Source organism: Ureibacillus aquaedulcis, from assembly GCF_030418165.1.
Taxonomy (GTDB): domain Bacteria; phylum Bacillota; class Bacilli; order Bacillales_A; family Planococcaceae; genus Ureibacillus; species Ureibacillus aquaedulcis.
Map to the genome: position 1 here is coordinate 230,011 of NZ_JAUHTQ010000001.1, position 13,516 is coordinate 243,526.

General features: G+C 40.8%; 9 protein-coding genes and 1 pseudogene. 3 read left to right on the top strand and 7 right to left on the bottom strand.

Annotation, left to right across the window (positions count from 1 at the left end):
- Positions 1–114 precede the first annotated feature (114 nt).
- Positions 115–531, top strand: coding sequence for a hypothetical protein (locus QYB95_RS01155; RefSeq protein WP_301136238.1), 417 nt, complete (start codon positions 115–117; stop codon positions 529–531).
- A gap of 134 nt (positions 532–665) precedes the next feature.
- On the opposite strand, the gene QYB95_RS01160 is transcribed toward QYB95_RS01155, so the two are convergent.
- Positions 666–1,091 carry a YwpF family protein gene (locus QYB95_RS01160; RefSeq protein WP_301136239.1) on the bottom strand — a complete coding sequence of 142 codons (426 nt, stop codon included), beginning with the start codon at positions 1,089–1,091 and terminating at the stop codon, positions 666–668.
- Between the two features lie 252 nt (positions 1,092–1,343).
- Between QYB95_RS01160 and QYB95_RS01165 the strand changes: the two genes are divergently transcribed.
- Positions 1,344–1,754: a single-stranded DNA-binding protein gene (locus QYB95_RS01165; protein ID WP_301136240.1), complete on the top strand. Its 411-nt coding sequence runs from the start codon at positions 1,344–1,346 to the stop codon at positions 1,752–1,754.
- 482 nt (positions 1,755–2,236) lie between these two features.
- On the opposite strand, the gene QYB95_RS01170 is transcribed toward QYB95_RS01165, so the two are convergent.
- Together QYB95_RS01170 and QYB95_RS01175 are read right to left on the bottom strand one after the other, a co-directional pair.
- Positions 2,237–5,077, bottom strand: coding sequence for a DEAD/DEAH box helicase (locus tag QYB95_RS01170; protein WP_301136241.1), 2,841 nt, complete (start codon positions 5,075–5,077; stop codon positions 2,237–2,239).
- On the bottom strand, positions 5,074–6,672 hold the full coding sequence (locus QYB95_RS01175) for a hypothetical protein (protein ID WP_301136242.1): 1,599 nt from the start codon (positions 6,670–6,672) through the stop codon (positions 5,074–5,076). The genes QYB95_RS01170 and QYB95_RS01175 overlap by 4 nt, the downstream gene beginning before the upstream one ends.
- 584 nt (positions 6,673–7,256) lie before the next feature.
- Between QYB95_RS01175 and QYB95_RS01180 the strand changes: the two genes are divergently transcribed.
- Positions 7,257–7,730, top strand: a complete 474-nt coding sequence (locus tag QYB95_RS01180) for an IDEAL domain-containing protein (RefSeq protein WP_301136243.1) — start codon at positions 7,257–7,259, stop codon at positions 7,728–7,730.
- A gap of 404 nt (positions 7,731–8,134) precedes the next feature.
- Here the strand turns inward: QYB95_RS01180 and csaB are convergent, their stop codons facing one another.
- The 4 genes and pseudogenes from csaB to QYB95_RS01195 form a co-directional block, all read right to left on the bottom strand.
- Positions 8,135–9,208, bottom strand: a complete 1,074-nt coding sequence (csaB, locus tag QYB95_RS01185) for a polysaccharide pyruvyl transferase CsaB (RefSeq protein ID WP_301136244.1) — start codon at positions 9,206–9,208, stop codon at positions 8,135–8,137.
- Entirely contained in the window at positions 9,208–11,145 is a 1,938-nt protein-coding gene (locus QYB95_RS19275; protein ID WP_425609165.1) for a DUF5693 family protein, read from the bottom strand. Before QYB95_RS19275 ends, csaB begins: the two co-directional genes overlap by 1 nt.
- Positions 11,146–11,190: 45 nt before the next feature.
- Positions 11,191–12,744 (bottom strand): annotated as a pseudogene (locus QYB95_RS19280) (putative polysaccharide biosynthesis protein); the annotation flags it as partial.
- Positions 12,741–13,481: a WecB/TagA/CpsF family glycosyltransferase gene (locus QYB95_RS01195; RefSeq protein WP_301136246.1), complete on the bottom strand. Its 741-nt coding sequence runs from the start codon at positions 13,479–13,481 to the stop codon at positions 12,741–12,743. The pseudogene QYB95_RS19280 and the gene QYB95_RS01195, both read right to left, overlap by 4 nt.
- Positions 13,482–13,516 lie beyond the last annotated feature (35 nt).

Genomic DNA, 13,516 nt, shown 5'->3' on the forward strand with positions numbered 1-13,516 from the left:
AGCTAAATTGTTTGGTCTCTTTTTAAGGATAGTTCCTTTCTTTCTCGGGTACTCTATGAGTAATCACAATCCTGTTGTGATGGAGTATATTCAGAAAAGGAGGGAACTTTTTTTATGTGGAAAAAGCCAGTGTTTGCGCTAATGCTCGGATCAGCTCTATTGGTCGGTTGTAATAATGCCGATGATGAGGATGCTGCAAACGATGTAGAGAATGTTGGAGAAGATGCTGCAAACGACGTGCAGGATGTTGGTGAAGATGCTGCAAACGACATTAATGAGGGTGTAAACGACATTCAAGAAGATGTAGATGACGCACTTGAAGGTGATGCTCATGGCAATGGTGATGGCCAAGACGATGATGCTGGCATTGACCTAGGGGACGACCTAAACGGTGACAACGGTACACTTGATAATAATAACGCCACTGTTGATGAAGATGGCGTTTCAAATAGTAATGGTGCTGGCCAAAACCAAAACGGCGATGTAACGAACAACGACGAACGTGTCGATAACGAAAACAACAATCAATAATACATCGAAGGTTTTGCTTAGCTCCATAAATCAAAATCGCCTCATAATTGGGGCGATTTTTTTCCTCCTAAAAAAAGCAGAGTTAAACTGGTAAACAAAAAAAGATTAGGCATGTGAACCCATACCTAATCTGCTTACGATTCTTTCAAGCGAGGTCTTTCACGCATTCCTTTTTTGAAACGTGTCATTAATTCATCGCTCGTTAAATTTTCGCTCAATAATGATTTTAGTAGTGCTTCTGCATATTTGCTTCGCCGTGCTTTAATTGTACCTTTTAGTAAAACTGTAATCTTCTCCCCGATTTCTTGGATCTCACTGACTTTCACTTTAAATGGAGCAGGTTCGTTATCGGGAAACGAAATGATCACATGCACCTCGAATAATTCGTCCGCTTCCTTAAGGTTTTCAAATGTGGATTGATAGTCTTTGGATAGAAATAACTCAAGGATCCATGATTTACGGCTGTTTTCCTGATTGATCACAATGCCATCGACAATGGGAATATTCACGCCGCCCTGTTCATTGATCAAATCAAAAGAAAGCATTTTAAACGTCTTCATAGCGTCCCCCCAATAATTCTATAGTTTATTTTAGTATAACATAGAAAAACTGCAAAAATTAATATTTGCCTCCTACAATTTTAAGGCTCCCGTGCTTAGAACCACATAGGTTTGAGTTGTGTTGACAATTTTTTGATATGTCGATAATTGGAATTTCCAAGTCGAAAATAGTGGGGATATACAGTTTTTCAGATTTTGCCAAATTGCTTGGGTTCAGTTTATGATGGACTCACAAAGAAAGGAGGTGAAAGCATGAACCAAGTCGGACTAGTCGGTCGATTTACAAGAGATCCAAGTCTCCGGACATTTTCAGGAAATCGTGTACAGACCAATTTTATCGTAGCAATTAATCGAAACTACCGAAATAATGAAGGAAACGTAGAGGCGGATTTCGTTACCTGTATAGCATGGGGAAGGCTTGCGGAACGAATCGTCAACTATTGTGGAAAAGGATCTTTGGTAGGTGTAAATGGTCGCTTGCAAACCAGGTCATTCACAAATAAGGATAATGTAAAAATTTTTACAACAGAAGTCATTGTAGATGATGTCCGATTCTTTATTTTAAAAACACCGGAAAACAAGAGCGTAACAACCCAAAATAACCCGGATGTGACCAGTGACTTTGTTCTTCCTGAACAAGTGGTAAGTACGACTGTTCCTTAACTTAAAAGCATCTCTATTGCTGAGCTGACAATGTTGTAGAGGTAGCAAAACACTATTTTGCAATACAAACCTGTAGTACTATTCAACCTGAGTAACTAAACTCGATATCTCATTCTCTCCAAAAAAAGTTAACTTAAAACTCTCCTAGTTTTATTCTCATCTCAGACTGAAAATACCCAAACTAAAGCTATCTAACGAAAAGATTAATTGTGTTTGTGTCCCTTAAAACTTATTTTTTTAAATCAGAAAACTCCCTTCCTAAAAAACTCTACTATCACTAAATCCATCCTCGCTTCACAAATTACTTAAAGGGGGTGATAACTAAATCACTGCTGCTGACCGCACAGTAGTGACGCCATTTCTCCTAAACTCTACATAGTAGAGAACAACAATTTCATATGGATAAAACGTAAATTGGAACGAGAGACTGCAAAACAGAGTCGATTAGCTTCTTAGGACCAATCGACTCTGTTTCTTCATCATTATTTCATAGCATGTGTATCGAGCATTAACAAATCCATCAATTCATCTTCTTGCAGCTCTGTTAACCAGTTGCTTGATTGAATTAATTCTTCCGAAAGGGCAGATTTAATTTCAATCATTTTATCAATTTTCTCTTCAATTGTTCCGATAGTGATGAATTTATGCACCTGAACAAATTGTGTCTGGCCAATTCTGTAGGCACGGTCAGTAGCCTGATTTTCCACTGCGGGATTCCACCAGCGATCTGCGTGCAATACATGATTTGCAGCAGTAAGATTTAAACCTGTACCGCCAGCTTTCAATGACAGCAAGAAGATAGGAAACTCTCCAGCCTGGAAGCTATCGACCAAACGATCCCGCTGCTGTTTTGGCATGCTGCCAGTCAAAAATGGAATATCGATATTGTAAAGTTCAGAGAAACAATGCTGCAATAGCTGTCCCATTCCAATGTACTGGGTGAAAATTAAGCATTGCTCTCCATTGTCTACGATATCGGCAGCAAGTTCCACAATTCGCTTCAGCTTGATGGAGCGATTCAACAATGTTTTTGCATCATCCAAAGGTTCCTTAAGATATAAAGCTGGATGATTACATAACTGTTTCAGCTTACTCAGCATCTGTAGAATACGACCCTTTTTCTCAAAAGCCGTCATGACTTCAAGCTGGGAAAGCGTATCTTCTATATAGCCTTCATAAAGAGCGGCTTGTTCGCTAGTCAACCCACAGAATTCCTTTGTTTCTTGCTTCTCAGGAAGGTTCAGCAGTAAATCCGGGTCATTTTTTGTACGACGCATCAAGAATGGGCGAATCTTGTTACGTAAGATTTCCTTATGACGGTCCGATTCTTCTCGTTCAATGGGAATGATGAATTGTTCCTGGAACTTGCCGAAACTGCCCAAGTATCCTTTGTGAATAAAGTCAAAAATTGCCCAAAGTTCAGAAAGGCGGTTCTCAATGGGTGTCCCAGTTAAAGCGATATGATGCTTTCCGTATAAGCGGCGAATTGCCCGTGATTGTAAGGTCTGCATATTTTTAATATTTTGGGCTTCGTCCAATGTCACGGTTGCCCAATCTATATGTTCCAAAAATTCAATATCCTGTGAAATCGTCCCGTAAGTAGAAAGTACAACATTTGGTTTCTCACTTTGCAGGGCAGACTTAAAGTTTTCATCTTTTAATCGATTTGAACCGTAATGAGTCATGACCTTCAATGATGGCGCAAAGCGATCCAGTTCCTTCTGCCAGTTGCCCAGAACGGAAGTAGGGCAAATGATAATCGTAGGGTCCGTTTCATTAAGATTCTCAATCGTATATAAAAGATAGCTAATCATTTGAACTGTTTTTCCAAGTCCCATATCATCCGCCAATACGGCACCAAATTTTTGGTCGCGCATAAATGTCAGCCATTCAAAGCCCTCTTGCTGGTATGGACGCAACTCTGCTTGCAATCCAGCAGGCTGTGGGATTGGAGGCAGCCCCTTTTTTGTTGTCAGCTGTTCTACATATTCTTGCAAGGACCGGTTCATTTCAAAAGCAAACAATGGATCATCCGATTCGGAATCGTCCTCTTCTTCCAACGGCGCAGTAAGCTCATTTGGCAATTCTCGGAATAGCAGTTCACGAACTGTCCAATTTTCTTCTTCTGCCTTATCCATAAGCTCGCGGATTTCATTCATCCAGTTTACATCCATGCGGAACCATTCATCGCCGATTCGCACAAATTCACGGTTTTCCTCCACAATTTTCCGGAATTCCTCTGCGTTAATTTCTTCACCGTTCATAGAAAGCTGCCACTTGAAGGCCAAAATATCATCCAGTCCTGCAACAGATTTTTGTGACTGATTACTTGCACTGACACGAACACGCATTTTCGTTTGCTTTAATTCGCGGAGCCATGCAGGTAAAACAACTTCAAAACCAAGTGCACTAAGTTTAGCAAAGTCGTCACGCAATAATTTACGTACATCCCCATCTTCTATTGAAGTATGTATAAACGTGTCAGGGGAGACATGATAGGCACTTAAATCCATCAACCCGAGCATTTGCGTTTGCTGGTTCACGATGTCATCCGCAAATTCGAGCCACTTTTCAGGCAGGGCTTTTTCAACAGGCAAGTGTCTTTTACGAATTGCTGGTGTCCAAAGCTTCGATGTTTTTGTTGAACTAATAACCGTTTCCAAAAGCCATTCCGATGCACTTTCTTCCGGCTCACTTAAACGGATGGCTACTTTTACGTTTCCAAGAGAGCGATCTTTATTTAACGGCCATCCTCCATTTTTAAAGAATGGCAGTAAAGCTGGTAAATCTCTGGGATGCAAGCTGGCAAAAGCTAATTTTTGATAAGCCGCTTGTGCCAGGAGGGACTCAAATTCCTGTAGTGCTATGCCTTTATCGTTCGTAAATCCTCGAACAGACTCATCTTCCAAAAAACTTTCAGGTAGCTGAAAAGTAAATGTAACCTCACCTGATTCCTTTTCTTCCGTAACCACATAATCCCATAAAGCACTATTATTCCAAAGGAGCTGAATCCCATTCATCATAGCAAGCAGTCTTTCAGATTGGTCATCCTCTCCCTTTAATTGAATAAAAGGATGCTTGTAAAACGGTGATAGTAAATCAACGAGTTCCACGGTCGTCAAACGAATATCTGTTTCGCTAACATTTGCATTTAAGCCAAAGAAATTCGGCTCATATCGAAAAAATAACTGTCTTGTCCACTGGTGGGGTGACAGGGGTGCATGATCGTCATTGAAGGCTGTTACAGAAAAGAAAGCTGGTGTGAGTTCTTCTATGGATAATCGAATTGTTTTCGTAAAGGGAGTTAATTGAATTTCTGTCATACCAGTAGATTTCCTTTCTCTAATTCTTCTTGTAAGGCACGTAACCGTTTATATTGTTCACGTACAGTATGAATATAATCAGCCCAAAAGTTGGTCTTTCCACACTTTTTTGAAGCAGATTTCATCATTTTCCAAATACGGACGGCCTGTTTATAATTCATTCTCGATTTTTGGTTCACTTCTTCAATGGCATAGAAATGATACAGTGGCAGTGTCACTTCGGGCGCCTCTTCAATGACTTCCCTTAATCCACAAGTTTCTAGATAAGAAATGGAAGATGGATATAACTGATGCAGGGCAACCCACTCTTCGTAACGCTTTTCCTTCAATAAATAATGAGAATAGGGCTGAACACCATAAGCACCAAATGCCGAGTAGAGCATTAACTCTTCCTGTTCCGAAAGGGCAACATTGTCATATAAAAGATGGATTCTTCGTACATACATTTGACGCTGAGAAGGCATCAGATGCCCATTAATGAAATCATTTAAAAGTGGGAGCATCGCCTTTAATATTAATTCAGTCGCAATTTCATCTTGTCGTGATGAGGCGAACTTGGCCAAACCAAAATAGACACTCATTTGGTCTAAAGAAATGCTTTCCAAATGCTGTTTTAGGGAGTCATATTCTTTCAGTAGAATATGAAAAACATTAAAAACTGTTGAAAGTGGCACTTCTTCACTTAATTTTGACTTCAACTCTTCGTTTTCAAGATAAAGCATTAGGTGATCCAATTCTTCCTGGGCGCGCCTTTTCTCGATAAACACCGTATCCCAAAATAATAAATAGATATTTAATCTTCTGCCAGTATAGTGCTGTCTTTCCAATAAAAATTCTCTTACCAGAACCTGAAGTGCATCAAAAAATGGATCTGTCGCAAAAAGTCGCGACTTCCCGGAAAGCTCATCGATTGTATTTTGAATATATTCGAAGCGACGATCAAAGAAGTATTCAAAGTAATCATTGCCATTGAATTTGGTATCAAATTGATTTAGATGCTGCCAGATTTTACCTAATACGGCAATTTCCATAAATAACTTAAAAATTGGCTGCCATTCCCGCTCGAAAGGGAGATGCTTCCTAAGTTTGCTGTGGGCGTTTTCTGAAATGCTCGAGATGAGATGTTTCTCTATTTGGCGCCCCTCTGGTAAAAGGTGAGTCATGACCTCGTCTACCATAGCAAGCCAATTTTCCGGTGAACGATTAGAGGCAAGCATATGCAGATTGATGCTTTTTTTCGCCCGCCATTTGGCAGCCCAATCTTGAACAGAGCCAATATATTGGTATAAGGACAAGATGACACTAACCTTATGGCGACACCAATCTTCCTGAGGGCAGTCACAGATGATTTCCTGGTTGCGGAAATTAATGCTTACATGTGTTAGACGAACATCTTGTACAAAAGCATATAGCGTAGTAGTAGCAGGAAGATAGCGTTCTATATTTACGGATTTATTACGAACAGCAAAGAGTGCGCGGCGTACAAGTTCCTCGTCTTCAGTGACAGATGGATGCAAAGATTGTTCGATTTGTTGTAGTTGAGTTCGAATGAATGTAGCTTGTTCCCAAGCAAGTGTCGAAATCGATATCCCCATAGTAATACGCTCCTTAGAAAAACACAGAACTTCCAGGAACTGTGTTTTTTCTTTTCACTTATTGTTTAATTTTGGTCTTACTAAACACATAACCACCCGGAAATAGGGAAGTTGATGCCTTATGTTAAGCGGATTTCATTGAAAATGCTTTCGTTCCAATCCGCAAAAAAGCCTGTCCTTCCATTATAACTTGAAAATGCGGGAATGATAAGTAAAACGGAAAGTTTAGTAAAAAGGTATCCATTCATCGGTTTGAAATGTAAAATTGCGGGAATTTGTATTTTATGTAAATTTGGTAAATGAAAAGCTAACAGCACCCGTATACGTTGGGGTTTACAAATATCGATAAAATTAGTAACAATCTGCTAGTTTGAAAAGCGAAAAGTATGGAGAATATATCATTAACAAGCTTCAAAATTCGTATGATGAAGTAAACGCATTGTAGATGGCTGCCACTCGTGCTGCTTACCGGAAAAATGAATATTGTTGTTTAAAAAAAGATTGAAATCGCTTACAAATACTGAAAAACTGGGGATATGCTTCAACTAGAAAAGTCAGAAAGATCCCAAATAGGAGGGGATAGTATGATTCAAGTACAGTTTATGAAACCTTTTTATACGAAAGTAAATGGAAAGACGCTGCGCTTAGTATTTGCTTATCAATATTTTTCAATCGTTAAGGATGATGAGTTGTATCATTTTGTTCCTGTGGAAGGGAAGGAAATGATTATCGACATCGAAACAAAGCAAATTGAAAATCTGTCAGAGATTTTTGTGTTCCAACGTGGAAGTCGTTTTATTCGTTTACCGCTCTACCAGCTGCTTTTAATATCAAACGTGCATGAACATTTAACTCCTATCTTAGATCAGGCAACCACACCTGAAGAAAACACGAAAAACGTATCGAATGAAGAAAAGGAATCGGAAATGCAAAAAATGATTCGCGAACTCGAAGAACAAAATCTAGAGCACCTCATCAATCAAGCTCTGGAACAACGCGACGAAAAACGCTTTTATGAATTAGCAGTGCAAAAGACCAAATTGCATGAAGCAAAGTAAATAAAGTGAAGGCACCTGAATCATTTGATGGCAGGTGCCTTTGTTGTAATTGCATGTTTGTTTTCGGAGATTAAGTGTAGCGGGAGTAGCTAAAAATACCCTGAAACCGGAATTGGCTAGAATAATGGATAAAGTGGCTAGATTTCGACAAAAAGTGGCTAGATTATTGATAAAAGTGGCGAGAATATTCACAAAAGTGGCGAGATTATTTGCAACTGGCGGATATTGAGATAAAGTGGCGGATTTTCGAGAAAAGTTGGCGGATATATTTGTAAAACTGGCAAATTTATTCCCAAAACAGGCGGATATCTCGAATCCACGACCATCAACTCTACCCGAAACAGCACCCACACAAACAAAAAAGAAGAGCCCCCCATCTAGGAGCCCTTCCTTCATTAAATTCATCACTTACCAAACACATCTAAAGCCATTTTAGCTGTATCGAGCGCTTGGCTTTGTATCGGCTGGATAGTGGCTTTCATCGAAGCTTCAAGGCTTGCTCGATTCTCGAGGATGTCCTTGGCTTGTGCGTATAGCTGATGGCCATCCCAGTTGTCTTGTTCGACGTGGCCGATAATTGGTTGCCCTGCAATTTTGGCAAAGGCGTCGATTTTCGGGTCGTAGGAAATCGCGATGAATGGTGTGTAGAAAATGCTTGAAAAAATGAGAGAGTGAAGTCTCATACCAATCAATAATTTCGACTGACCGATAATCGCGATTTTTTCTTCAATGGATAAATCAGCTGGAGCAACCAGACTTTTTTCCTTCATCAGTTCAGCGAATTCCCTAGACGTTCTCGCATCATGTTCACCATGCATCGGGACGAATATAATGGTTTCTCCGTTACCCGCTAGTTGGTCTAAGCTATCGACAATTTTTTGTCTGTAGTCAACCGTCGTTGGCCAATCTCGCACACTGATCGCGATGTAATTATCCAATCCAGCACTCTCGAGCCAGCTACTATGGAAGCTACTGCCATCCAGCCCAGTTACCGGATCGGGTACAATGCCGATTGATTTTTTAATCCCGATGTTTTCAAGAAGCTTTTTGGACTCTTCATCCCTTACAGTAATTTGATCCACTTTGTTCAACGTTTTTCGCACAATCAGCTTGCTGATGCCTTTATTGATGGGCCCCATCCCTTGTGCGTAGACGAACACGGGTTTCTTGTGCATCTTTGCAATTTGCATGATGCCGGAATAATAAGGAATGGATTTCATGCCGGTTTGGTCTTGCAGTAAGCTGCCGCCACCGCTGATTAATCCGTCGGCACCCTTAAGGGCAGCGCTGACTTCTTTCATCTTCCAGCGGTTGACCGCTCCAACGCCATATGTTTGTTGCGTCGATTCCGGGTTATTCGATAACACGGTAATTTGAATGTCTTTTTGCAGCTTTCTTAAGGCACTAATGATGGAGAAGAGGATGGCCTCATCTCCAACATTATCGAAACCATAGTAGCCGGATAAAACGACATGCACTAGGACCACCTCGTTTTTGCTTTAGTAAAGTAGTGGGCTGCGATTTTGAAAATCACGATGAATACCAGACCAATTACAAAGCCAAGTACTGAACTGTATAGTGTACGCAACAACGACACAGAAACAGGAATGTGTAAGTGGGTGAATGTATTCACGATCGATAGGAATCCTATAACGCCCGGGATAAGCAAGATCGTTCCCCATTTTTTGTTAATGCCCATTACATAAAGCGCTAGTACGAAGAATGGGAAGCCGATTAGGAATTCCTTCGTTCTTGGACGTACATATAATAAATTTTCTAGCCATTGTCTAAACATTAATTCCAATTCACTTACAGAACCGGAGTTGCCAGTACGGCCGATATAGAAGTAGCCAACTGCTGCAACTACCATCAATAAGAACACATGCCAGTATTTTACTTCTTTATTTAATAAAGTCACCGACGTATTCAGGGAGCCTTTTAAGCCATTCTTCGAGATTTCGTAAACCTGGAAGAAAGTAAATAAAACAATTCCTGCGATTGGAATAACATAAACAAGCTTCACGCCTCTGAATACTTCGTAGCCTGTAACAAAGCCGTTGCCGTTTAGTAAGCCAATCACAATGTAGATTCCAATTAAGCTAATCCCGATTGCTTTTACATACTGAACAAAAATATCTCGAATACGAGTGGAACCCTTCGCCGATTTAATGACTGCGTAGATGGGGGTTAGTACCGCAATGATTAAAGCAAATGCCTGCAGGAACAGGACTTTGTTCAATACAAAGTAAGCAACTGTCAATAATGCCATAAAGAGTACGGCCAGAATTCGCAGTTTATTCACTTTGATTAGCTCGCAGATTAAATACATAAAGATCATGCCTGCTAGTAACACAAGCGCCGTTACCCATGCCGGCACAGAAATTTTCTCGAAATGCTCCGGTGCACCTAAAATAAAGTGGGCCGGCATTTTGTCTTGGACATCTGTTAAATAGCTAACAGCTTCATCTAGATTTTCTTCTGCATCGCCTTTTGTTTTAATGTGGTAGAAAATCGACTTGATATTACGTTCTTTCACGGCTCTTGTTGTTCGATCGACACTTTCGGTAACCGTTAAGTTGGTTTGCTTGTTCACATCAATACTATGTAAACGAATCATGTCATACTCGAAAGTTCTCGCTAAATTATATTCTCCTTTAAGCTGACTTCCTTCAATTGTATAGAAGCTATAGCCTGCTTGTTGCAGGTCCTGTATCCAAGCATCTTGGTCAGGGTGCCCAAATCCAATTACTTCTGTACCTGAACCCAAAAGTCCAAGTTTATTGTCATCCTTAAGTTCAACTAATTGTTGAACGATTTTAGCGATGGCTGCGTCACTTTCCATATTCGTTGTTCTAAAGACAACCATCAAGCCTTGTGCATCCAGGTGGTCAACGATAGACTGGTCGTATCCAAAAGGCATGTCCACTTCAAAATGGTCGGTTGAACTTGGGATGAAGTAGAAAGGCTTTCCAGCAATCGTCACTTCTTCTGTTTGAAGATTTTCCGTAATAAAGTCTTGATAATAAGGTTCTTCTGGAACTGTTGCATAATAGCCCGGCTCCTCAGTATCAACAGCGCCTTCATACTGTGTAAAAAGTAAGCTGTCCGCGAGTTCATTTTCTTCATAAACCGATAGGACGTTTTGTTCTTCTAAATCTTCCAATGATACCGGCTCGATACTTACGGAAGTCAGTCCCGCATCCGCCAGCGTAGACAGTACTTCATCGAGGGTTAAATCACTTTCTTCGACAACCGTTGCGATTTCATTATATGGAATGATCACTTCGTATTTGTCATTTGCTGATTCAGCCTGCCACCTATTGATGACACCAGGGATCGAAACAATCAGAATCAGGAGAAGGATCCCCCAAAGCCACTTTTGTTTAATCATTAATTTGTTCTTCCTCTCATTCATTTCGGATGGTTTCCCATCAAGTGGTTTCCCATCAGGTCGTTTTCCGTTAAATCGTTTCCCGATAATCGGGAGTTGTTTTAGATCTTCATTATTGATTGCACGCGTGAACCATAGAACACCGAAGTAAATCGCGCCGCCAAGAATCATCGCAACAACTACGTACGCAAGAGCAACCAATCTAGACCAATTGGCAATGTCAAACCATAAGGTTGGAAGTCCGATAACTGCTCCCATCAAAAGGGAAGCAAAGATAATTTTTACGATACTGCCGTTGATAAATGAAAAGCGCATTTTCTTGTAGATGAATGCTGTATTGACAATAAATAAAACTAAATACACCAAAAGTGTAGAGAATGCAGCCCCATCCAATCCATATGATTGGATAAAGAAGATGTTGGCAAACACCTTTAGCAATACGCCACAAAGAATAATGATGGCCCCTGCTCTAGCAGAGTCCATCCCTTGCAGAATGCCTGTCCCTAAAATCGTCAGGGAAGTGAAGACAGAGCTTAGGTTGATAATCGCAAGCATCGTACTTCCTTCAAGATCGGTGAACAGAGCAAGGTTTAAAGGGAGCGTGAGTGCAAGTAGACCCAGTGCTGCCGGCCAAGAAATAAGATGGGTTAGACGATGTGTGCGTTCAATGATCGCACGCGTTCCACCTAAATCATTTTCAGCTAATTTCTTTGTGATTAATGGGACAAGCGGCAAAATAATCGACGAAGCGAAAATCGTGGCGATCTGGACAAGGGTAAGACCGCGTCCATAAATCCCATATTGATAGGTAATTTCATCATGGCTCACACCAGCACTTCTTAGCCCATAGGTAACAGTAAAGGAGTCGACAAAGTTGAATAAAGCCATTGTCACCGATCCGATGGCAATCGGAATGGATATTTTTAAGATGACTTTACTCCAGGACTTAAATTGACCCATTGTAACCTTCTGGGAAGAGGTTACTTTGACCGAAGAACGGGTATATTGGAATCGTAAATAGAGCAGTGAGGCAAGGGCACCGATTACGGACCCTATCATCACGCCACCAGAAACAATTTCAGTGGAATAATCCATCGCTACTAATATATACGACACCAATAAGATTAAGCAGACACGAACCAGCTGTTCAATCACCTGGGAAATCGCAGTCGGCTGCATATTACCAAATCCCTGAAAATAACCTCGGTAGACGGCCATATAAGGGGCCACTAACAATGTAAGAGCAACAACGATTAAAGTTAGTTTAACTTCAGGTCCACCTAAAGCGTTGGCAATAAAGCCTGAGAAGCCCATAATAACGGCAAAGCTCAATACCCCAAAACATAGGGTCAAAATACTCGCTGTAAAGTAAATTTCCTTGATTTTATGCTGCTCGTTTTTCTGCTGTGCCTCGGCGATCAGTTTTGAAATGGCAAGCGGAATCCCGGCAACTGACAAATAGAGTGCCACCATATAAACCGGATACACGGCTGTAAAGATTCCAAGTACCTCGTCTCCGGCAATGTTTTGCAGCGGAATGCGAAAAATGCTTCCTAACACTTTGGAAAGGAGGGTAGCGATGGTCAGGATGATTGTACTTTTTACAAATGTGGACTGACTCATCTGCTGGATCCCTGTCCTTTACCTTTTATTTGATACACCTTGATGGCGAACCTTGGGAGCGACAGCATTCTTTTAAAGCGCGTTGGCTGGGAAAGCAGGCGATAAAGCCATTCCAGATTCATCTTTTGCCAGATGACTGGTGCACGTTTTACTGTTCCTGCAATAACATCGAAGGAACCACCAACACCGATGAATACACCGTGTGAGAATTTATCAACATTTTCCGAAATCCATTTTTCTTGTCTGGGCACACCTAAAGCCACAAACACTAAATCAGGCTGCGTTTGTGCGATTCTTTCGGCAATGTCATTGTCTTCCCAGTTGAAGTAGCCATCCTGGTAGCCGACGATTTCGACATTCGGATAGGTTGCATGAATATTGTCGACAGCTTTTTGCAATGTGTCGTTTTGTGCACCTAACAGGAAGATTTTATAATGTTTTTGATTGCCTGCTTGGAGCAGCTGAATCATGGAGTCATAGCCTGTTACACGTTCAGGCAGTGATTCGCCGAGAATCTGCGCGGCTTTCACGACACCAATGCCATCTGCACAAATATATGTGGCTTTTTCAAGATACTGCATAACTTGAGGGTTTTCATTCGCGGTCATCACCACTTCGGGATTTGCAGTGACAACGAACGTTTTTTCTTTTTGTTGAATTCGATTTTCCAATAAGGAAACAAAACCTTTTTGATCAATATGTAAAAAAGGAACACCCATTATCGTGACTTTCTTCATATATAGTACTCAAACCTTTCTGTTGATACCTGTTT